Origin of the sequence: Tsukamurella sp. PLM1 (assembly GCF_023168325.1) — a bacterium.
In the GTDB taxonomy this organism is placed as follows: Bacteria; Actinomycetota; Actinomycetes; order Mycobacteriales; family Mycobacteriaceae; genus Tsukamurella.
This window is the reverse complement of the sequence record NZ_AP025688.1, coordinates 1,199,044-1,221,144: the sequence shown is the minus strand read 5'-3', so window position 1 is coordinate 1,221,144 and position 22,101 is coordinate 1,199,044. Positions and strand designations below refer to the sequence as shown.

14 protein-coding genes and 4 pseudogenes are annotated in these 22,101 nt (G+C 71.6%); 11 read left to right on the top strand and 7 right to left on the bottom strand.

Going from position 1 to position 22,101, the window contains the following annotated elements:
- Positions 1-11: 11 nt before the first annotated feature.
- The 5 genes and pseudogenes from MTP03_RS06440 (at position 12) to MTP03_RS06420 (ending at position 6,333) form a co-directional block, all read left to right on the top strand.
- On the top strand, positions 12-1,376 hold the full coding sequence (locus MTP03_RS06440) for a nucleobase:cation symporter-2 family protein (RefSeq protein WP_248491228.1): 1,365 nt from the start codon (positions 12-14) through the stop codon (positions 1,374-1,376).
- A gap of 230 nt (positions 1,377-1,606) precedes the next feature.
- Positions 1,607-2,458, top strand: coding sequence for a hydroxypyruvate isomerase family protein (locus MTP03_RS06435; RefSeq protein WP_248491227.1), 852 nt, complete (start codon positions 1,607-1,609; stop codon positions 2,456-2,458).
- Positions 2,458-3,338 (top strand): annotated as a pseudogene (locus tag MTP03_RS06430) (2-hydroxy-3-oxopropionate reductase). Before MTP03_RS06435 ends, MTP03_RS06430 begins: the two are co-directional and overlap by 1 nt.
- A gap of 26 nt (positions 3,339-3,364) precedes the next feature.
- Positions 3,365-5,183: pseudogene (gene gcl / locus MTP03_RS06425) on the top strand (glyoxylate carboligase).
- A 22-nt stretch (positions 5,184-5,205) separates the two neighbouring features.
- Positions 5,206-6,333, top strand: a complete 1,128-nt coding sequence (locus tag MTP03_RS06420) for a glycerate kinase (protein WP_248492062.1) — start codon at positions 5,206-5,208, stop codon at positions 6,331-6,333.
- Positions 6,334-6,379: 46 nt separating this feature from the next.
- Here the strand turns inward: MTP03_RS06420 and MTP03_RS23465 are convergent, their stop codons facing one another.
- Both MTP03_RS23465 and MTP03_RS23460 read right to left on the bottom strand, forming a co-directional pair.
- The gene (locus MTP03_RS23465; protein ID WP_371820904.1) at positions 6,380-6,898 is read right to left on the bottom strand and encodes an MFS transporter; all 519 of its coding nucleotides are present in this window, start codon (positions 6,896-6,898) and stop codon (positions 6,380-6,382) included.
- Positions 6,874-7,608, bottom strand: a complete 735-nt coding sequence (locus tag MTP03_RS23460) for an MFS transporter (protein WP_371820903.1) — start codon at positions 7,606-7,608, stop codon at positions 6,874-6,876. The genes MTP03_RS23465 and MTP03_RS23460 overlap by 25 nt, the downstream gene beginning before the upstream one ends.
- Positions 7,609-7,713: 105 nt before the next feature.
- Between MTP03_RS23460 and MTP03_RS06410 the strand changes: the two genes are divergently transcribed.
- The 5 genes and pseudogenes from MTP03_RS06410 to MTP03_RS06390 all read left to right on the top strand — a co-directional run bounded on the left by MTP03_RS06410 (position 7,714) and on the right by MTP03_RS06390 (position 15,563).
- Positions 7,714-8,355 carry a GntR family transcriptional regulator gene (locus MTP03_RS06410; protein WP_248491225.1) on the top strand — a complete coding sequence of 214 codons (642 nt, stop codon included), beginning with the start codon at positions 7,714-7,716 and terminating at the stop codon, positions 8,353-8,355.
- Between the two features lie 54 nt (positions 8,356-8,409).
- Positions 8,410-10,451 (top strand): annotated as a pseudogene (locus tag MTP03_RS06405) (ATP-dependent DNA helicase).
- A 120-nt stretch (positions 10,452-10,571) separates the two neighbouring features.
- Positions 10,572-12,572: an alpha-1,4-glucan--maltose-1-phosphate maltosyltransferase gene (locus tag MTP03_RS06400; protein ID WP_248491223.1), complete on the top strand. Its 2,001-nt coding sequence runs from the start codon at positions 10,572-10,574 to the stop codon at positions 12,570-12,572.
- Positions 12,573-12,615: 43 nt separating this feature from the next.
- Positions 12,616-14,826 carry a 1,4-alpha-glucan branching protein GlgB gene (gene glgB / locus MTP03_RS06395; protein WP_248491222.1) on the top strand — a complete coding sequence of 737 codons (2,211 nt, stop codon included), beginning with the start codon at positions 12,616-12,618 and terminating at the stop codon, positions 14,824-14,826.
- Positions 14,826-15,563: an MBL fold metallo-hydrolase gene (locus MTP03_RS06390; RefSeq protein ID WP_248491220.1), complete on the top strand. Its 738-nt coding sequence runs from the start codon at positions 14,826-14,828 to the stop codon at positions 15,561-15,563. Before glgB ends, MTP03_RS06390 begins: the two co-directional genes overlap by 1 nt.
- Positions 15,564-15,690: 127 nt before the next feature.
- On the opposite strand, the gene MTP03_RS06385 is transcribed toward MTP03_RS06390, so the two are convergent.
- From MTP03_RS06385 to MTP03_RS06370, 4 genes are all read right to left on the bottom strand, one after another.
- Positions 15,691-17,892: an HNH endonuclease signature motif containing protein gene (locus tag MTP03_RS06385; protein WP_248491218.1), complete on the bottom strand. Its 2,202-nt coding sequence runs from the start codon at positions 17,890-17,892 to the stop codon at positions 15,691-15,693.
- Positions 17,893-17,967: 75 nt separating this feature from the next.
- Positions 17,968-18,399 (bottom strand): lipoprotein LpqH, encoded by a 432-nt coding sequence (locus MTP03_RS06380; protein WP_248491217.1) that lies wholly within the window; start codon positions 18,397-18,399, stop codon positions 17,968-17,970.
- Positions 18,400-18,442: 43 nt separating this feature from the next.
- On the bottom strand, positions 18,443-18,892 hold the full coding sequence (locus tag MTP03_RS06375; protein ID WP_248491216.1) for a lipoprotein LpqH: 450 nt from the start codon (positions 18,890-18,892) through the stop codon (positions 18,443-18,445).
- A 63-nt stretch (positions 18,893-18,955) separates the two neighbouring features.
- Entirely contained in the window at positions 18,956-20,350 is a 1,395-nt protein-coding gene (locus MTP03_RS06370) for a malate:quinone oxidoreductase (protein WP_248491215.1), read from the bottom strand.
- An 88-nt stretch (positions 20,351-20,438) separates the two neighbouring features.
- On the opposite strand from MTP03_RS06370, the pseudogene MTP03_RS06365 reads away from it, so the two are divergent.
- Positions 20,439-21,313 (top strand): annotated as a pseudogene (locus tag MTP03_RS06365) (LysR family transcriptional regulator).
- Here the strand turns inward: MTP03_RS06365 and MTP03_RS06360 are convergent.
- The gene (locus MTP03_RS06360) at positions 21,194-22,093 is read right to left on the bottom strand and encodes a MerR family transcriptional regulator (protein WP_248491214.1); all 900 of its coding nucleotides are present in this window, start codon (positions 22,091-22,093) and stop codon (positions 21,194-21,196) included. The pseudogene MTP03_RS06365 and the gene MTP03_RS06360 overlap by 120 nt on opposite strands.
- Between the last annotated feature and the right edge of the window lie 8 nt (positions 22,094-22,101).

Sequence of the window (22,101 nt, the reverse complement as noted above, 5' to 3'; positions counted from 1 at the left end):
TGGCGACCACGATGACCTCTGCCACCGAACTGCGTCCCGAGGACGAGAAGCTGCCCCTCGGCCGCACGCTCGTGTACGGCCTGCAACACATCCTCACGATGTACGGAGGCGTCATCGCGCCGCCGCTGATCGTGGGCGGGGCGGCCGGACTCTCCGCCACGGACATGGGCCTGCTGGTGACCGCCGGCCTGTTCATCAGCGGCTTGGCCACGATCCTGCAGACCATCGGGATCGGCCCACTGGGCGCCAGACTGCCCATCGTCCAGGGACTCTCGTTCGCGAGCGTCTCGACGATGACAGCGATCGCCAAGGACGGCGGCGTCCGCCCGATCTTCGGTGCGATCATCGTGGCCGGCCTCATCGGCCTGGTCCTGTCGTCGTTCTTCGCGCGGCTGATCCGGTTCTTCCCGCCGGTGGTGACGGGCACGATCATCACCGTGATCGGCCTCTCGCTGCTCCCGACCACGTTCACCTGGTCGATGGGCGGCGCCGGCGCGAAGGATCTGGGCTCGATGGCGAACATCGGACTGGCAGGGCTGACACTACTGATCATCCTGGTGATCAGCCGGCTCTTCCAGGGCGCGATCTCCCGGCTGTCGATCCTGATCGGCATCGTCGTCGGGACCGGCGTGGCCGCGCTGTTCGGCAAGGTCGACTTCTCGAAGGTCGGCACCGGACCCGTGTTCTCGCTCCCACCGGTCATGCACTTCGGCACGCCGACGTTCGAGATCGGCGCGATCATCTCGATGACCATCGTGATCCTCGTGATCATGACGGAGACCACGGCCGACATCCTCGCCATCGGCGAGATCGTGGACACCCCCGTCGACGCCCGGCGGGTGGCGAACGGCCTCCGCGCGGACATGCTCTCGACCACGGTCGCTCCGGCGTTCAGCGCGTTCCCGTGCAGCGCGTTCGCGCAGAACGTGGGACTGGTCGCGCTCACCGGGATCAAGAGCAGGTACGTGGTGGCGATGGGCGGCGGCATCCTCGCCGTGCTGGGGCTGCTCCCGATCGTCGGCCGGGTGATCGCCGCGATCCCGTACCCGGTCCTCGGCGGAGCCGGCATCGTGCTGTTCGGCTCGGTCGCGGCCAGCGGGATCAAGACCCTGTCCCGTGTCGATTACGACGGCAACCTGAACATGGTGATCGTCGCGGTCTCGCTCGGCATGGGCATGATCCCGGTGGCGGCACCGAAGTTCTGGGAGGCCTTCCCCACCGCGGTCGAGACCGTGATGCACTCCGGGATCAGCGCGGCCGCGATCGTGGCAGTCCTGCTCAACCTCCTGTTCAACGAGATCAAGGCGGGTAACCGTCCGGACGTGTCGGTGTTCGCCGCCGCGCCCGACGAGCGCGGCAACCGCCCCGAGCACTGAGCGGGGGCCGCGCCGAGGAGCCGGAGCGTGCCGAGCGCGCTCCGGCTCCGTCGATTCAGGCCGCCGGCGCTGCGTCCGTTCCGGTCCACCGTGCCCCCTTGACGTGACTGCCATCACATGCCACAATTCCATGGTACGGAAGTAATTCTTCCAACAGGCGAAAGCTAGCAGGTCGTACGATCTCGCCAGAGCCCGAAACCCGTACGACTCGCCCCCGAAGGAGCACATACATGAACCAGCCGGCGATCCGCCCGAACTACACCGTCAACTGCTCGATCCTGCTCACGGACGTCCCCCTGCTCGACCGCCCGCAGAAGGTGGCCGACGCGGGCTTCGGCGCCGTCGAGTTCTGGTGGCCCTTCGACACCGCGGTCCCGGCCGACAAGGACGTCGACGCCTTCGTCCGCGCCGTCGCCGACGCCGGCGTGCAGCTGTCCGGCCTCAACTTCTTCGCAGGGAACATGCCCGCCGGCGAGCGCGGCATCCTCTCGGATCCCGCCCGTGTCACCGAGTTCCGGGACAACATCGACGTCACCGTCGGGATCGGCGAGCGCCTGGGCACGCCCGCATTCAACGCCCTGTACGGCAACCGGTCCGACGGTGCCTCCCCCGCCGAGCAGGACGAGACGGCGTCCGCGAACCTGGCCGCCGCGGGCACCGCGGCCGCCCGGATCGGCGCCGCTGTGCTCATCGAGCCCGTGAGCGGCGCGCCGCTGTACCCGCTCAAGACCGCGAACGATGCGGTCGCCGTGATCGACCGGGTGCGCGCCGAGCACGGCGTCGACTCGCTCCGTCTGCTCGCCGACCTCTATCACCTGCAGGTCAACGGCGACGACGTGGCTGCGGCGATCGACGCGCACGCCGGCGTGATCGGGCACGTGCAGATCGCCGACGACCCCGGCCGCGGCGAGCCCGGAACCGGCACCCTCGACATCGACGGGCACCTCGCCCACCTGGCCGCCGTCGGCTACCGCGGCTACGTCGGCCTCGAATACAAGCAGTCCCAGCCGGATCCGTTCGCCTGGCTCCCGGAGTCCGCTCGTAGCTCCGCCCTCTCCTCCTCCACCGGAAAGGCCCAGTAATGACCACCATCGCCTTCATCGGACTCGGCATCATGGGCAGCCCCATGGCCGTCCACCTGGCCGAGGCCGGCCACACCGTCGCGGGGTTCAACCGCACACCCGAGCGCGCCAAGCCCCTCGTGGACGCGGGCGGCCGGGCCGCGGAGTCGATCGCCGATGCCGTCGCCGGCGCCGAAGTCATCGCCGTGATGGTGCCCGACTCCCCCGACGTCGAGGCCGTGCTCGCCGGCGAGGGCGGCGTCTTCGACAGCGCGCCCGCCGGGGCCTGATCATCGACTTCTCGTCCATCCGGCCGGACGTGACCACGCGCCTCGCCGAGCAGGCCCGCGAGCGCGGATTCCGCCTCATCGACGCCCCCGTCTCCGGCGGCGAGGCCGGCGCGATCAACGCCGCCCTGTCGATCATGGTCGGCGGCGCGCCCGAGGACTTCGCCGCCGCGAAGCCGGTGCTCGACGTGGTCGGCAAGACCATCGTGCACGTGGGCCCCAACGGCTCGGGCCAGACGGTCAAGGCCGCGAACCAGCTGATCGTCGCGGGCAACATCCAACTGCTCGCGGAGGCCATCGTGTTCCTCGAGGCGTACGGCGTGGACACCGCCGCCGCGGTCGAGGTGCTGGGCGGCGGCCTCGCCGGATCGGCGGTGCTGAACCAGAAGGCCCAGAAGATGCTGGACCGCGAGTTCGAGCCCGGGTTCCGGATCGACCTGCACCACAAGGACCTCGGCATCGTCACCGCCGCTGCCCGCGAGGCCGGCGTGATCACCCCGCTCGGCGCCGCGTTGGCCCAGCTGATGGCCTCCGCCCGCGCGAACGGCGACGGCGGGCTCGACCACTCCGCCCTGTTCCGCGGCGTCGAGCGCCTGTCCGGCCGCACCTCCTAGACCACCGAAACCACTGGAGTACTGACATGGCTCGCATGCGTGCCGCCGAGGCGGCGGCCAAGATCCTGGAACTCGAAGGCGCCACTCAGGCGTTCGGCGTGCCCGGCGCCGCGATCAACCCGTTCTACGCCGCGCTCCGCGCGCACGGCGGAATCGGCCACGTGCTGGCCCGCCACGTCGAGGGCGCCTCGCACATGGCGGAGGGCTTCACCCGCGCGCAGGCCGGCAACATCGGCGTGTGCATCGGCACCTCCGGCCCGGCTGGAACCGACATGATCACCGGGTTGTACTCGGCGATGGCCGATTCCATCCCGATCCTGGCGATCACCGGCCAGGCGCCCGTGGCGCGGCTGCACAAGGAGGACTTCCAGGCCGTCGACATCGCGTCGATCGCGGGGCCCGTCACCAAGATGGCCGTCACGGTGCTCGAGCCCGCCCAGGTCCCGGGCGTGTTCGCCCAGGCCTTCCACCTCATGCGTTCGGGTCGGCCCGGTCCCGTCCTCATCGATCTGCCCATCGACGTGCAGCTCGCCGAGATCGAGTTCGACCCGGACACCTACACCCCGCTCCCCGTCCACAAGCCGGCCGCCACCCGCGCCCAGGCCGAGAAGGCCCTGGACATGCTCGCGGCCGCGGAGCGCCCCCTGATCGTGGCCGGCGGCGGCATCATCAACGCCGACGCCTCCGCGCAGCTGGTGGAACTGGCTGAGCTGCTGGACGTCCCGGTGGTGCCCACGCTCATGGGCTGGGGCACCATCCCGGACGATCACCGCCTCGCAGCCGGCATGGTGGGCCTGCAGACCGCGCACCGGTACGGCAACGCCACCATGCTCGCGTCGGACTTCGTGCTCGGCATCGGCAACCGGTGGGCCAACCGCCACACGGGCGGCCTGGACACGTACCGCGGCGACCGGAAGTTCGTGCACATCGACATCGACCCGACGCAGATCGGGCGGGTCTTCGCGCCCGACTACAGCATCGTCTCCGACGCCGGGGCCGCCCTGGACCAGCTGGTCGCGATCGCGCGCGAGCGGCGCGCCGCGGGCACGCTGCCCGACCGCGGCTCCTGGGTCGCCGACTGCGCGGAGCGCAAGCGGACCATGCAGCGGCGCACCCACTTCGACGACATCCCCGTCAAGCCGCAGCGCGTGTACGAGGAGATGAACCGGGTGTTCGGGCGGGATACCCGCTACGTGAGCACCATCGGGCTCTCGCAGATCGCCGGCGGCCAGTTCCTGCACGTGTTCAAGCCGCGGCACTGGATCAACTGCGGCCAGGCCGGGCCTGGGCTGGACGATCCCCGCGGCGCTCGGCGTGGTCAAGGCCGACCCGACGGCGGACGTGGTGGCCCTGTCGGGCGACTACGACTTCCAGTTCATGATCGAGGAACTCGCGGTCGCGGCGCAGTTCAACCTGCCTTACGTCCACGTGGTGGTGAACAACTCCTACCTGGGCCTGATCCGGCAGGCGCAACGCGCGTTCGACATGGACTTCCAGGTGCAGTTGGGCTTCGACAACATCAACGCCGATGTCGACGACGCCCACAGCACGAACGGATCGGACCCGATGCCGATGGCCCCCAAGGGCTACGGCGTGGACCACGTCAAGGTCGCGGAGGGTCTGGGCTGCAAGGCGCTGCGCGTCACCGATCCCGCCGACATCGCCGGCGCGCTCACCCGCGCCCGGACCATGGCGCGCGAGCACAAGGTGCCGGTGGTCGTGGAGATCTTCCTGGAGCGGGTCACCAACATCGCGATGGGCACCGAGCTCGACAACGTCGCCGAGTTCGAGGACCTCGCGACCGTCGGGACCGATGCGCCCACGGCGCTGCTGCTGCTCGACTAGGAACGAGACCATGACCCGTCGAGTGACCACCGTGCTGCTCTCCCCCGACAAGTTCAAGGGCTCGCTGCCCGCGGCCGGCGTCGCCGAGGCGCTGGCCCGGGGGATCGCCGACATCGCGCCCGACTGGGTGTGCGTGCGCGCCCCCATCGCGGACGGTGGGGACGGCACCGTCGACGCCGCGGTGGCGGCCGGATGGGACCGCGTGCGCGTGGACACCACCGGCCCCACCGGGGCGCCGCACACCACGTCGTACGCCCGGAGCGGGCTCACCGCGGTCGTGGAGCTCGCGTCCGCGGTCGGCCTCGAACTGCTGCCCGACGGTGCGCCGGACGCCTTGGGCGCCACCACGTTCGGCCTCGGGACCGTGATCCGGCACGCCCTCGATGGCGGCGCGCGCGAGATCGTGCTCGGACTGGGCGGCAGCGCGTCCACCGACGGCGGCGCCGGCATGCTGCAGGCGCTGGGCGCGCGCATCACCGACCGGGCCGGCGACGAGGTGCGGCCGGGCGGCACGGCCCTGCTCCAGGCCGCCGCGGTCGACCTGTCCGGCCTGCTGCCCGCGGCCCGCGACGCGCGGTTCACGCTCGCCTGCGACGTGGACAACCCGCTGCTCGGCCCGCACGGCGCGGCCGCTGTCTACGGTCCGCAGAAGGGCGCGGACGCCGCGCAGGTCACCCTGCTCGACGGCGCCCTGCGGACCTGGGCCGACCTCGTCGCCGCCACGGCCACCGACGTGCGGGACGTGCCGGGGGCGGGGGCCGCCGGCGGCACCGCGTTCGGCGCGATGGCCGTCCTCGGTGCCGTCGCGCGACCGGGCGTCGACATCGTGCTCGAGCTTGCGGGCTTCTCCGGCAAACTCCGCAACGCCGATCTCGTAGTGACCGGCGAGGGCTCACTCGACGCGCAGTCGCTGCACGGCAAGGCCCCCGTGGGGGTGGCCGCGGCGGCCCGCGCCGCGGACGTGCCGGTGATCGCGGTGGCCGGGCGCAGCGTGCTCACGCCGGATCAGTTGCACGAGGCCGGTTTCCGCCGGGTGATCGCCCTCTCCGAGCTCGAACCCGATCCGGCGGTCTCCATCGCGAACGCGGCGCAGCTGCTGCGGCGGGTGGGGCGCTCCATCGCGTCCGGCTGCGCGGGCCGGTTGAGCTGATCCGCCCGTCGGGGCACGCCGACCAGGGCGGGTACCCGACCGGCGATCACGCGACGCGCCAGCGGACGAGCGCGGCACCCACCGCCACCACGGTGAGCGTGGCGACGCCTAGCCCCAGCGCGGGGTAGGTCCACGCCGAGACCACGACGCCGGAGGCGAGCCCGCCGCCGGCACCGGAGAGCGCGATGAGCACGTCGACCTTGCCCTGGACGCGCGCCCGGTCGACGAGCTCCGTCCCGTCGACGACCAGCGCCGTACCGGCGACCAGCCCGAAATTCCAGCCGACGCCCAGCAGCACCAGCGCGGCGATGTTCGCCGCGAGCGACTCGCCCGGGCCGACGGCGGCGAGCAGCCCCGCCGCCGCGAGCACGACGCCGGACGCGACGACCATCGGCAGGCGCCCCACCCGGTCGACGAGCAGTCCCGTGACCGGCGACGGCAGGTACATCCCCGCGATGTGCAGGCCGATCACCATACCGACGGCGCCGAGCCCGTGATGGTGGGACTGCATGTGCACCGGGGTCATCGTCATCACCGCGGTCATCCCGATCTGCGTGACCACCATGACCGCAGCGCCGAGGTACGCGGGCGGCCGCACCCTGCGGCGACGCCGCGGACGGCCTCCTCCTCGGGGACGGCGCCGAGCTCACGGGCGAGGATGAGCGGGTCCGGCCGCAACAGGACCACCAGCACCGTTCCTGCGGCGGCGTACGCGACGGCGGCCAGGAGGAACGGACCGGCGAGCGCGGGAAGGCCGAGCCGACCCGCGAGCACACCCAGCGGCTCGACGAGGTTCGGCCCCGCGACCGCGCCGAGGGTGGTGGAGAACAGAGCGAGGCTCACGGCGGTGGCCCTCCGCTCGGGGATCGCGAGGTCGGTCCCGGCGTACCGCGCCTGCAGATTCGTCGCGGTGCCCGCGCCGTAGACGAGGAAGGAGGCGAACAGCAGCGCGACGCTGCCGAGGGCCGCGGCGACGACCACGCCGGCAGCGCCCGCCGCGCCTGCCGCGAACCCCGCGGCGAGCCCGACCCGACGCCCGGCCCGCTGACTGATCCGCCCCACCAGGTACGCGGCCAACGCCGAACCGAAGGTGAACATCGCGATCGGGAGCCCCGTGAGCGATGCCGAGCCCAGCATCTCCTGGGCCAGCAGGGCGCCCACGGTGATGCCCGCCGCGAGCCCCGCCCCGCCGAGCACCTGCCCGGCCATGACCACCGCGAGGGTGCGACGCTGCACGCGTTCGCGCGCCGCTTCGGTCTCGACGTGAACGTTCATCACTCCGCCTCTCAACTTGTATCCCAGTTGTATCCCAGTAGGATGGGTACTGTCCAGTGGTCCGAGAACGCCGTCGTTTCTCGGCGTCGACCCCGAGGAGGAGCGGTGCCACCGTCCGACAGCGCGGCGGACCGCGCGCACGCGCACATTCGCGATGCGATCGTGGGAGGCGCGTTCGCCCCGGGGACCATGCTCAGCGAGAACGCACTGGCCGCGGAACTGGGACTGAGCCGGACACCCGTGCGCGCCGCCCTGGCGCGGCTGCGGGACGAGGGGTGGGTACGGATCTACGCGCAGCGCGGAGTGCAGGTACTGGGCCTGTCCGCACGCGAGATCCGCGAGTCGGCGCAGCTGCGGCTGGCGCTCGAGTCCGCGGGCGTGTTCCACTCCACCGAGGCCGGGCGGGAGGCGCTCGCGGCCTGGGCGGAGGGGAACATCGCGGAGCAGGAGCGCGCTCTGCGCGCCGGCGACTACGCCGCGTTCGCGGAGGCGGCGATGGACTTCCACACCTCGTTCGTGGAACTCGCCGGCAACACGGTGATGTCCGCGACCTACGCGCGCCTGCGCGACCGGCAACGATTCTCCCTGACCCACCACGAGGGCACGATCAGCGGCGACCCCGACCAGGTGATCGCCGATCACCGCACGGTGATGGCGGCCGCCGTGGCGGGCGACTGGATCCGCTTCAGCGAGTTGCTCGACGCGCATCAACGCGACAGCTACGGCACGGGCGACGCCCATTCCTGACGCGGCGCGGCGAGGGGCACCGTCGTCACCCCGACGCCCCGGTAGGCTCTTCCGGTGACCGAACCGCCGATCGTGCCGAAACTGCTGGACACCGCGGTCTCCGCGCTCGGCGGTAGCAAGCGCGAGGGACAGGTGCGGATGGCGGCCGCGGTCGCGCATTCGCTGGACACCGGCGAGCACCTCGCCGTCCAGGCCGGCACCGGCACCGGCAAGTCGCTGGCGTACCTGGTGCCCGCCATCCGGCACGCCGTGACCTCGGGCAAGACGGTGATCGTGAGCACCGCGACCATTGCGCTGCAGCAGCAGCTCGTGGATCGCGACCTGCCGCGCCTGTCCAAGGCCCTGAAGCCCGACATCGGCCGTGAGCCCGAGTTCGCCATCCTCAAGGGGCGCGGGAACTACCTGTGCCTCAACAAGTTGCACAGCTCGGTCGCCTCCGAACCGGACAGCGAGGAGCTCTTCGACCCGTTCGCCGCGTCGCGGCTCGGCCGCGAGATGAAGCGGCTGCGCGAGTGGAGCAGCGACACCGAGACCGGTGACCGGGACGAGGTGAGCCCGGCGGTCTCCGACCAGTCCTGGCGCCTGGTCAGCGTCGGCGCGCGCGAGTGCCTCGGCGCCACCAACTGCACGTACGGACAGGACTGCTTCGCCGAGGCCGCGCGCAAGCGCACCGGCCAGGTGGACGTCGTGGTGACCAACCACGCGCTGCTCGCCATCGACGCGATGACCGAGGTGAAGGTCCTTCCGGACCACGACGCCGTCATCGTCGACGAGGCACACGAGCTGGTGGACCGGGTCACCTCGGTCGCGACCGCCGAGCTCACTGGTGCGACGGTCGCCGCCGCCGCCCGCCGCGCGGGCAAGCTCGTCGAGGAGGAGATCGCCGACTCCCTCGTCGCGGCCTCGGAGGGCCTCACCGCGCTGCTGGACGCGTCCGGCACGCGCCGTTGGCTCGGCCTGCCCGACGGTGCCGGCCCCGCCCTGGCCGCGGTCCGCGACGCCGCGTGGGCCGTGCGGACCGCCGTCGGGCCCGCGCGCGGCGCCAATCTCGACTCCGACGCCGCGGCGGCCCGGAGCGCGGCGCTGACGGCCCTCGACGACGTGCACGACACCGCCGTCCGCGTCCTCACCGCGTTCGACGAGCCCGACGAGTCCAAGCGCCGGGACGTGGTCTGGACCTCCGACGTGCCGACCCGGGGCGGCGGCTTCCGCCGCACGCTGTACGTCGCGCCGCTGTCGGTGGGCGGCCTGCTGCGCACCCGGCTGTTCGGCGAGTCGACGGTGATCCTGACCTCCGCGACCCTGGCCGTCGGCGGCGCTTTCGACACGGTCGCCGGCTCGTGGGGCCTGCCCCGCTCGGACGGCGCACCGTCGGCCGAACCCGACCGGGACCCGGCGCTCGCGACCGGGAAGAAGCCCGATGCGAAACTGGAGTGGAGCCACATCGACGTGGGCTCGCCCTTCGACTACGCCCGGTCCGGGATCCTGTACGTGGCGACCAAGCTGCCGCCGCCCGGACGCGACGGCACCAGCCCGGCCCTGTTCGACGAGATCCAGACGCTGATCGAAGCCGCCGGTGGACGCACGCTGGGACTGTTCAGCTCGATGCGCGCCGCGAAGGCCGCCGCCGAGGCGCTGCGCGAGCGGATCGACACCCCGATCCTGTGCCAGGGCGAGGGCAACACCGGGCAATTGGTGCGGGACTTCGCCGCCGACCCGTCGACCTCTCTGTTCGGCACCCTGAGTCTGTGGCAGGGCGTGGACGTGCCGGGGCCGTCGCTCTCGCTCGTACTGATCGACCGGATCCCGTTCCCGCGGCCCGACGATCCGCTCCTGACCGCCCGGCAGCGCGCCGTCGAATCGCGTGGTGGCAACGGCTTCATGGCGGTCGCGGCCACCCACGCCGCCCTGCTGCTGGCGCAGGGCGTGGGCCGGCTCCTGCGTTCCACCGACGACAAGGGCGTGGTCGCGGTACTCGACTCGCGACTCGCGACGGCCCGCTACGGCGGCTTCCTGCGGGCCTCGCTCCCCCGTTCTGGGAGACCGCGAACCGGGACACCGCGGTCGCCGCGCTGCGGCGCCTCGCGCAGTCCTGACCCCGCGTTCCGGACGCGTCCGGGCACGACCGGAAGCACCCGCGGACCGCCTCGCGTCGGTCTCCCCGCGAGCCCGGAGTACCCGCCCGTAAACCGGCCGCGTCGACTACCGTTGTCCCGGTGACAGGGCGCATCGGCATCGACGACATCGAACCTGTGGTGTCGTGCGGTCAATACCCCAGCAAGGCCGTCGTCGGCGAGGTCGTCCCGGTCTCCGCCACGGTGTGGCGCGAGGGCCACGACGCGGTCGCCGCGTCGGTGGTGGTCACCGCCCCCGACGGCGCGACCACGTACATCCGCATGTCCCCCGCGCAGGAACCGGATCGCTTCCACGCGCTGTTCCGGCCGGACCTCACCGGATACTGGTCGCTGCGCATCGAGGGCTGGTCGGACCCGGCGACCACCTGGCGCAGTGCCGTGCAGAAGAAGCTCGCCGCCGGCCAGGGCCCGGCGGAGCTCGCGAACGACCTCGAGCTCGGGGCGCGCCTGCTCGACCGCGCCGCGCCCGGCGTGCCCGACGGTGACCGTGCGGCCGTCCTCGCCGCCGCCTCGGCGCTGCGCGACGGCGACCGCAGCCTGGTCGAACGGACCGGCGCCGCACTGCATCCCGACATCACCCGGCTGCTGCAGCAGTACCCGGTGCGCGACCTCGTGACCAAGTCCCGGACGTACCGGGTGTGGGTGGACCGCACCCGCGCGCTGTTCGGTTCGTGGTACGAGCTGTTCCCCCGCTCCACGGGCGGCTGGGACCACGAGGGCCGCCCCGTGCACGGCACCTTCCACACCGCCGCGGAGGACCTGCCGCGCGTGGCGGAGATGGGCTTCGACGTCGTCTACCTGCCGCCGATCCACCCCGTCGGCACCGTGAACCGCAAGGGCCGCAACAACACCCTCACGCCGGGACCGGACGACGTGGGTTCGCCGTGGGCCATCGGATCCGCCGCCGGCGGGCACGACGCGGTGGACCCCGCGCTCGGCACGCTGGAGGACTTCGACTACTTCACCCAGCGCGCCCGTGACCTGGGGATGGAGGTGGCGCTGGACCTGGCGTTCCAGGCCGCGCCCGATCACCCCTGGGCCGCCGAGCACCCCGAATGGTTCACCGTGCTGCCGGACGGCACCATCGCCTACGCGGAGAATCCGCCGAAGAAGTACCAGGACATCTACCCGATCAACTTCGATGACGACCGGGTGGGCATCTACCGGGAACTGTTGCGGGTCACGCTGTTCTGGGTGCAGCGAGGCATCGAGATCTTCCGGGTGGACAACCCGCACACCAAGCCGCCGGACTTCTGGTACTGGATGATCGCCGAGGTCAAGAAGGTCAACCCGAACGTCCTGTTCCTGGCCGAGGCGTTCACCCGCCCGGCGCGCATGTACGGGCTCGCCAAGGCCGGGTTCACGCAGAGCTACACGTACTTCACCTGGCGCACCGCCAAGTGGGAGCTCGAAGAGTTCGCGCGCGAGCACGCGGCCGAGACGGACGTGTGCCGCCCCAATCTGTGGGTGAACACGCCCGACATCCTGCACGAGAGCCTGCAGCGCGGCGGGCCCGGCATGTTCGCGATCCGCGCCACGCTGGCCGGGACGCTCTCGCCCAGCTGGGGCATGTACTCCGGGTACGAGCTCTACGAACACGTCCCGGTACGCGAGGGCAGCGAGGAGTACCTGGACTCCGAGAAGTATGAGCTGCGCCCGCGCGACTACAAGGCCGCCCAGAGCCGCGGGGAATCGCTGGAGCCGTGGATCACCCACCTCAACGGCATCCGCCGCCGCCACCCCGCGCTGCAGCAACTGCGGAACCTGCACTTCCACGCCGTCGACAACGACGCGCTGATCGCCTACAGCAAGCACGACAGCACGACGGGCGACCTGGTGCTGGTGGTGGTGAACCTCAATCCGTTCGGCGCGGAGGCGGGCACCGTGTGGCTCGACCTGCCCGCCCTGGGCATGGACTGGCACGAGCGCTTCCCGGTGCGCGACGAGGTGTCCGGGGAGGTCTACCACTGGGGTCAGGCGAATTTCGTCCGCCTCGAGCCGTGGCGGAACGTGGCCCACATCCTCGTTCTGCCGCAACTGAACCCGCACGCGCGCCGGGAACTGTCGTATCGCGAGCCGTAGCGCATCGTCGAACCTGCAGACCCGGCGAGGAAGGCCCCACCCGATGAGCGAGAACACCGAAACCGCAGCGGCGGCAGTCGACCCCGAAACCGTGGCGCGGCTGCTGGCGGGCAGCTATCACGACCCGCACGCCGTCCTCGGCGCGCACCCCACACCCCGCGGCACGGTGCTGCGCACCCTCAAGCCCGGCGCGACCGCCGTGTCGGCGGTGATCGGCGGCGAGCACTACCCGATGGCCCGCATCCAGGGCCCGTTGTGGGGCACCGAGGTTCCGATCAGCGATCTCGCGGACTACCGGTACGAGGTGCTGTACCCGGCGGGCAGCGCCATCGTCGCGGACGGGTACCGCTTCCTGCCCACCATCGGGGAGCTGGACCAGCACCTCATCGCCGAGGGCCGGCACGAGCGGCTGTGGGACGTCCTCGGCGCCCACTTGCGCAGCTACGACACCCCCGACGGCACCGTCACCGGCACCTCGTTCGCGGTCTGGGCTCCGAACGCCCGCGGCGTCACCGTGATCGGCGACTTCGAGTACTGGTCGGGCGAGTCGTACCCCATGCGCACGCTCGGCTCCTCGGGGGTCTGGGAGGTGTTCGTGCCGGGTGTGGGCGACGGTGCCGCCTACAAGTTCCGGATCTTCACCGACGGCGGGCCCGTCGAGAAGGCCGACCCGATGGCACGGCGCACCGAGGTGCCGCCCGCGACCGCGTCGATCGTCACCGCGAGCCACCATGTCTGGCGTGATGAGAAGTGGATCGCCGAGCGCGCCAAGCAGATCCCCACCGATCGTCCGATGAGCACGTACGAGGTGCACCTCGGCTCGTGGCGGCAGGGCCTGAGCTACCTCGACCTCGCGCACGAGCTGGCCGACTACGTGACCGACACCGGCTTCACACACGTCGAGCTGCTGCCCGTGGCCGAGCATCCGTTCGGCGGGTCATGGGGTTACCAGGTGACCTCGTACTTCGCCCCCACTTCGCGGTTCGGGACGCCGGACGAGTTCCGCGAGTTCGTCGACGTGCTGCACGCCCGCGGCATCGGCGTCATCGTGGACTGGGTCCCCGCGCACTTCCCGAAGGACGCGTGGGCGCTGGCCCGGTTCGACGGTAAGCCGCTCTACGAGCACGGCGACCCGCAGCGCGGCGAGCAATTGGACTGGGGCACCTACGTCTTCGACTTCGGGCGCCGCGAGGTGCGCAACTTCCTGGTGGCCAACGCGCTGTACTGGTTCGACGAGTTCCACATCGACGGGCTCCGGGTCGACGCGGTCGCCTCGATGCTGTACCTCGACTACTCCCGCCCCGAGGGCGGGTGGACCCCGAACGTGTACGGCGGCAGGGAGAACCTCGAGGCGGTGGGGTTCCTGCAGGAGATGAACGCCACCGTGCACAAGCTGTTCCCCGGCGTGGTCACGGTGGCCGAGGAGTCGACCAGTTGGCCCGGCGTCACGCGGCCCACGAACCTGGGCGGCCTCGGCTTCACCATGAAGTGGAACATGGGCTGGATGCACGACACCCTGGGCTACCTGGGGCGCGACCAGGTGCACCGCAGCTTCCACCACCACGAGGTCACGTTCTCGCTGATGTACGCGTGGAGCGAGAACTTCGTCCTCCCGATCAGCCACGACGAGGTGGTGCACGGCAAGGGCACGCTGTGGACGCGGATGCCCGGCGACGCGCACACCAAGGCCTCCGGCGTCCGTGCCCTGCTCGCGTACATGTGGGGCCACCCGGGCAAGCAGCTGCTGTTCATGGGCCAGGAGTTCGGGCAGGTGCGCGAATGGTCCGAGGAGCGCAGCCTCGACTGGGACAGCCTCGACGGATGGGAGGGCGAGCTGCACGCCGGAATCCAGGCGCTGACGCGGGATCTCAACGCCGCGTACCGCTCCCACCCCGCGCTGTGGAGCCAGGACACCACCCCGTCGGGGTACGAGTGGGTGGACGCCAACGACTCGCAGAACAACGTGCTCAGCTTCCTGCGCTGGGGCAGCGACGGTTCCGTGGTGCTGTGCCTGTACAACTTCTCCGGGCAGACGCACGAGCGGTACCGCGTGGGCGTGCCGTTCGCGGGCGCCTGGCGCGAGATCCTCAACACCGACTCCGCGGCGTACGAGGGCACGGGCGCCGGCAACATGGGAGGCGTGACCGCCGAGAAGCGGTCGTGGCACGGCCGCGAAGCCTCGGTCGAGGTGGTCCTCGGCCCGAACTCGGCCGTCTGGCTCACCTTCGACGGCGAGGCGGCCGCCGAGAAGTGATGCGCGAGCTCGCTTCCGGGGTCTGGTTCGGTTCCGGGACGCACGTCACCTTCCTCGCGCTGGTCGACGGTGCCGACGTCACCCTGATCGACGCCGGCTGGGCCGGCGACGCGGATCGGGTCGAGGCGGCGCTGGCGTCGATCGGCCGGCGCCCGCAGGACGTGCGCGCGATCCTGGTGACGCACGCCCACATCGACCACGTGGGCGGCGCCGCGAAGCTGCACGAGCGGTACGGCACACCGGTTCTCGCGCACCCGAAGGAGCTCGCGCACGCGCGCGGCGAGGCCCACGAGCAGGCCGGGCCGCTCGACCTACTGCCGATCGCGTGGCGGCCGCGCACCCTGCGCTGGATGGCCGACGTCGCGCGCGTCGGGGTGCTCGGGCACGTGGCAATGCCGTACGCGCAGCCCTTCCCCGACGCCGCGCCCGGCGCCCCGCTGGACGTCCCCGGCGCGCCGGTGCCGGTGCTGTGCGCAGGGCACACCTCCGGCCACACGGCGTTCCTGCTCCCCGGCGGCGTCGTGGCCACCGGGGACGCCCTGGTCACGGGCCACCCGCTCTCGGGTTCGACGGGGCCGCAGCTGCTTCCGGCGTTCTTCTCGCACGATCCCGCGCGGACCGCCACGACCCTCGACGCGATCGCGGGAGCCGACGCCGACCAGCTGGCCCCCGGCCACGGCGAACCGTGGCGCGGGAGCCCCGCCGACGCGGTAGCCCTGGCCCGCGCCGCCGGGTAGCGGCGCCGTCGGGTAGCGGCGCCGTCGGGCAGCGGCACCGTCGGGTTGCGGCACCGTCGGGTAGCCGCGCCGTCGGGCAGCAGCGCGGCCGGGCGGGGATCAGTAGGGCGGGATCAGTAGGGCGGGATCAGTAGGGCGGAGGAGCGCCCGGCGGTGGCCCGATCCGGCCGGGATCACCGCCGGCGAGCACGGCGGCCAAGCGATGCTCGACGGCGCTCGTCGTGAGTGCATCTCGTTCCACCTGCACGGCGTCGAGGTGCGCCTGCCGTAGCCGCTGCCTGCGAGCGTGCTCGCGTTGGAGCTTCGTGGGACCGCTGAGCTTCTTCGGCTTCTTTCCGTCCGCCTCCGGCCGGCGCGGGGTGGTCCACTGGATCCGCGTCAGGTCCGGGAACAGGGCCAGGACGGTGGCCGACGGGTCGACGATCACCCGCTGCCCCGCCGGCCCGATCCACAGGATCCGACCGTCCGGAAGAGTGGCGTCGGTCCAGAGACCCGCCGTCTTGAGTGCGTGGTGCGGGATGCACAGCGGCTGCCCGTTATCGGCCGTGCTCAGCCCGCCGCGCGCGGGCTCATGGTGATCGAACTCGCGCTTGTGGTCCCATTGGCACCGCGACGCCGGCCTCGTGCACAGCGGAAACACGCACCGCGGGAACAACAACGTGAAGTACCGGGTCAGGTCCGCAGAGAAGCGGTAGCCGCTGCTTCCCGCCGCGATCACCAACGCCCTCGGCGTCACCGGCGCGGGTGCGGGCGGCGCCGATGCGGGTGGCGCAGGTGCAGGCGGCGCCGATGCGCGCGGCGCCGATGCAGGCGGCGCAGGTGCAGGTGCAGGTGCAGGTGACGCAGGTGCAGGTGCAGGTGACGCAGATGTGGGCGGCGCGGGTGCAGGTGCGGGTGACGCAGGGCCAGGTGGCGCGGGTGCAGGTGGCGCAGGAGCGAGTCGCTCAGGCTCAGCCGACGCGGGCTTCGGCGCAGGATCGCCGGCCGCCGCAGCACGCCGGCACCGTGCCGCGAGCCGCACGGTCCACGGCGTCCGCACCACGTCGACGAACGCCCACGACGCACCGGACCCGAGCCCGAACGGCGCCATCGCTTCCGGTTCGGCATCCGCAGCGCCCGAGTCAGCACCGCCAGCCCCAGCACCGTCGGAAGACGAAGCCTCGGGATCCCCCTGCGCATCGACGATCTCGGCGGACGGCACGTCCGCAGCATCCGCGGGCGCGGCTTCTGCGGGCGTGGCGTTCGCGGGGACGTCCGGGTACGTTTCCTGCTCGAATTCGTGCCCGAACGGGCGGATCACGGCGTCCTCGCGCGCTGCGAGGTCACGCGCATGCTGCGCGGTGATCGGCCCGTGCCCGACCAGGTACGCCGCCTCGGCATTATCGGGATCGGACAACGTCCGCTCGTTGATCACCACCTGGATCAGGGTGCGGTACTTGACGATCACCCGCGCGCCGTCGGCCTCCTCGCCGCCGTCCGCGAAGTGCCTGGGTACCCGCAGCGGGCACTGCGCGTTCTCGCACCGGCAGCCCAACGTGACGAAGCCCCGCAGCCGCATCACCCACGCGTCCGCCTGGCGCTGCGCCACCGTCCGTGGGTCCGCCTCGCACACGGACTGGGCCACCTCGTCGACCAGCACGGAGACTTCCCGTCCCTCGTGGGCGGTGAGCAGCGCGAACGCGGCCGCCATTCCATCATCCGCGGGGCGGATGGTGAACCGTCGATCCTCCTCGGCCTGCTTGCGACGCCGCTCCGCCGCCGCCGGATCGATCTCATGAACGATCCGATCGGCCGCCTCACGGAGGGCGGGCAGCGCCGTCACCTGCAGTGCGTCCCGCTCGAGGAACTCGGCCAGCACCTCGTCGTACTCCAGGGCCTGCGCGGTGGCGAGCACCCGGCCACGGCTCAGCGCCTCCTGCCCGGACCGTGGGGAGATCACGTTCGCGCCGATCAACGCGAAGATCCGTGGCATGCGCTCGATGAACCCCACCGCTTGGTCGATCACGGTCTCCGTGGCCATCGGGCCGATCCGTAACGCGACCGACAGTTCCGCCTTCACCGACTCGTACGCCAGCGACAGTTCCCGCCGTTGGGCGTAGAACAGTGTGCCGCTGTCGATCTCCGAGGACAGGAACGCCGATTCGCGCTCGCCGTAACGGTCACGGAACAGTGCGTACACCGCGACCATCGTGCGGCAGAACGCCACGTTCTCCGCCGCTCGCTGTGCATCGAGTATCCCGCCGAGCTGCGCCGACCCGAACGCTCCGTCGACGAACCTCGGGGGCAGCAACACCTCCGGCAGAATCGTCCACGCGTTCGATTGGTTCATAACACAATGCTACGCGCGTTCGAACGCGATCGCAATAGCAGAACGAACAGTTCGGCCACACCGGCCACTGCGCGCCTACCGGCAGGTGACGGCGATCTCGAACGGCTTCCGGACGACCCCGGCCCCGGGATTCGACATGCTGGCTCCCTGCGCCGTTCCCGTGATCGTGTAGCGGGTCCCCGCCACGCGCACGGTCGCCTCGCCGACCCCGCCGCCGACCGCGAGCGTTGTGCCCTCGGCGGTGATGCCCACGTTCTGGAGGACCGGCGGGTTGTGGGTCGTCATCGTGACCGCGACGGCGCCGTTCGCGCCACCCGTGCCGATCACGAAGTTCTCCCCCTGCCGGACGCAGGTGATCGTGGACAGGTCGAGGCCTGCCACGTCCTTGCCGTCCACCTTCACGACGGCGTCGGCGCCCGACCGCACCGAGTCCGAGTCGTTCCCGCACGCGGCGAGGCCGAGCGACCCGACCGCGAGCACCGACAACACGACGAGTGAGCGTTTCATCACGAGCCTCCTAGGCACCGAACCGAATGAGCGAGACACGCCGCTACTTGCAGGTGACGACGATCTCGAACGGCTTCTTGACGATCCCCGCCATCGGGTTGCTGATGTTCGCCCCCTGCGCCGTGCCGGTGATCGTGTAACGGTCACCGTCGACCTTGACGGTGGCCTCCCCGACGCCGGGCCCGACGGCGAGGGCGCTGCCGTCGACGGTGAGGCCCACGGCCTCCACGGTGGGCGGGTCGCCGGCCTTGAGGGTGGCTCCGACGCCGCCGGACGCACCGCCGGCGCCGATCGCGAAGCGGTCGCCCTGCTTCACGCACCCCACATTGCTGAGATCGACGCCGGTGAGGTCTTTGCCGTCGACCTTCACGACGGTCTTCGCGTCGGTGCTCCCCGACGCGGTGTCGGATCCGCTGTCCGATCCCCCACCGCACGCGGTGAGTCCGATCGCGGCGAAAACGACCGCCGAGCTGATGACGAGGGAGCGATTCATAGCGGGCCTCCTTAGGCACCTAACCGGATTCGGGCGTATCGCCCGAGTGGAGGAAAGCACACGTCAGCGCGCGACGGGCAGCTTCTCCGAGTTTGCTTGCGCCTGCATCGGTTCGTCGAGTCCCCAGCGCCGCAGGAGGTCCTGCATGATCGGGACCGCGGTCGACGCACCGGGCGAGGCGCCGAGGAGGCCGGCGATCGTCCCATCGGCGCCGGTGACCAGTTCGGTGCCCTGTTGGAGCACGCCGATCCGCCGCGGGTCGGGGGTCACGAGCTGGGCGCGCTGACCGGCCGCGATCAGCTGCCACTGCCCCGGATCGGCGTCGGGGTAGAAGCGCTGCAGCTGCGCGAACTTCTTCCGTTTCCCGGCGGCGAGCTCGGCGATCAGGTACTTCACGAGCGACAGGTTCTGCGCCATCGCCGCCGCGATCACGGGCAGGTTGCGCGGCCGCAGGGTGGTGAAGAAGTCCAGCAGGCTGCCGCGCTTGAGCAGCTTGGTGCTGAACGTGGCGTACGGGCCGAACATGAGGTGGTCGGCACCGTCGACGTAGCGGCGGTCCAGATGCGGCACCGACATGGGCGGCGCCCCGATCGCGGCCTGCCCGTACACCTTTCCATCGAGGCTGCGCGCCACCTCGGGATCGGAGCAGCGCAGGAACGCCGCGCCGACCGGGAGCACGGCGTACCCGCGGACCTCCGGGATCCCGGCGCTCTGCAGCAGCCGCAGCGCCATCCCGCCCGCACCGACGAAAACGCGCCGTGCGCGGATCTCGAAGCGGCCCTGCCGATTGCGGCCGCGGACCGTCCAGCCCGCGAAGGTGCGCCGCAGGCGCGTGACCTCGTGCTCGAACCGCACCTCGCCGCCGTCGGCAACCAGCAGGTCCGTCAGGCCGCGGGTGAGCGCGCCGAAGTCGACGTCGGTGCCGCCCGGGTGCCGGGTTGCCGCCATGCGGCCCCACATGGACTCGGGCCCGCGGCCGTCCATGACCAGCGGCGCCCACTCGCGAATCGTCTCCGGGTTCTCGGTGTACTCCATGTCCTCGAACCCCCGGAGCGCGGACAGAGTCTCGAAGCGGCGCCGCAGGTAGGTCATGTCGCGGTCGCCGAACACCACGTCGAGGTGCGGCGTGCTGTGCAGGAAGTCGCCGTCGAGGCGGCCCGCCGCCACCAGCCCTCCCCACCAGGCGCGGGTCCGGTCGAACTGCGCGAGCATCGACTGCGGCTTCGTCGCATCGGCGGGGTCCGGCATGTAGTTGAGCTCGCAGAAGCCGGTGTGACCGGTGCCCGCGTTGTTCCAGGGGCCGCTGCTCTCGGCGGCGAGCCCGTCGGTGCGCTCGAGCATCAGGATGCGCCAGTCCGGCCGGCGCTCGGCGAGCATCACGCCCAGCGTGGCGGACATGATGCCGCCGCCGATCAGCACGACATCGGCGTCGAAGCCGCGGGTGGAGTGGGTGACCATCGGATCCTCCTCGGGTGGGTTCGACATCCAGCATCGACGCCGCCCTACTCATCCGTCCAATGAAGTATTGCTTCGATATGATCCGATAATGGAACATTGGCTCGGGCTGCTCGCACCGCAGCTCCAGGCACTCGCCGAGCTCGCCGCGCACGACGGGCACATGACCCGCGCCGCCGAGGCGCTGGGAGTTCCCCAGTCCTCGATGAGCCGCCGCATCCACGCCCTCGAGACCGACCTGCGGATCCCCCTCCTCATCCGCACGGGCCGGACGGTGCGCCTCACCCCGGCCGCGATCGACCTGGCCCGCCGCATCGGAGAGCCGCTGCGCGAGCTGGGGCTCGCGATCGACGCGGTGGTCGGCGAGAACGACGGCGAGCACGGCACCGTCCGGTTCGGCTTCCCGCTGACCATGAGCACGGGCCGCATCCCCGACCTGCTCTCGGCGTTCCGGCACGCGCACCCCGGCATCACGGTGACGCTCACGCAGGCGCACGGCGCCGAGCTGGCCGCGCGGCTCGAACGCGGCGCCCTCGACCTCGCCATCGTGATCCCGCCGCCGGAACACCTGCACCACACCGTGATCGGATCCCAGGAGATACTGGCCGCGCTGCCCTCCGACCATGCGCTCGCCACCCGCGAGTCGGTGTCGCTGGCCGAACTCGCCGGCGAGACCTTCATCGCGAACCCGCCCGACTACCACCTGCGCCGGATGACCGAGCAGTGGTGCGCCGAGGCCGGATTCACCGCCGACACCGCCTTCGAGGTGAACGAGTTCGGCACGATCGCAGAGCTCGTGGCCCGCGGGCTCGGCGTCGCGCTCCTCCCCGCGACGACCGCGCACCGTCAGGCATGGCGACGGTGCCGCTGGCCGGGCGGCACCACCGCGCCGTGGCGCTCGCCCGGGCGACGGCGACGCTCGCGCCCGCGGCCCGCGCCCTGCACGATTTCATCTCGAGACCCTGATCCGGCCGGCTGGAGCTCACCGGCTCGGATCGCCCCCGCGGACGTGGGGCGCCGATCGGCTGCGGCGTCCATGTGCGACCGCAGCTCCCTGTCGAGAGCGGCGTCGAGCGCTCTGTCGAGTGCCGCGTGCGCGTTCTCGGTGCCGGCGCGGCGCATCGCGCCGAGCAGGTCCACCGCCCATGCCACGTCCTCGTCGGACGAGGGCACCCAGCCGGGGCCCCGCCGACGGTCGACCTCCTGGCGCGCGGCGGTCATGAGGATCTCGGCGGCCTCGTTCACCGTGGCGACGAACCTCCGGTGCACGTCCACGATCACCGCGAGATCCATGCCCTTGGCCACGAGCCGCGACAGGTTCCCGATGATGCGCCGGTCGGCGGCCTCGTACCGCCCTGGCTCCGCGGTCTCCGTGAGGACGCCAGCCTCGAGGAGCGACGCGAGCGCGGCATCGTCGAGCGGACCGAGCCGTGCGTCGAGCTCCTCTCGGTCCAGCACGGGGCGATGCGACGACGCCCACGGCTCATCGAGGATCTCGTCGAGGTCGAGCGCATCGCCGATCCGGGCTCCGGGGTTGGTGAGAAAGGTGGCGATGTGTCCCAACGTGAATCCCTTGCTGAGCAGCTTGTTGATCGCCAGCAGGTTCCGCAGGTGCTTCTCGGTGTAGATCGCGACCCGCCCCCGGCGCAGCGGCTTGGGCAGCAGCCCGCGCTCCTGGTAGCCCCGGATGTTACGGGTCGTCGTGCCCGACACCCGTGCCAGGTCGTCGATCCGGTACTCGGTCATGCCCGCAT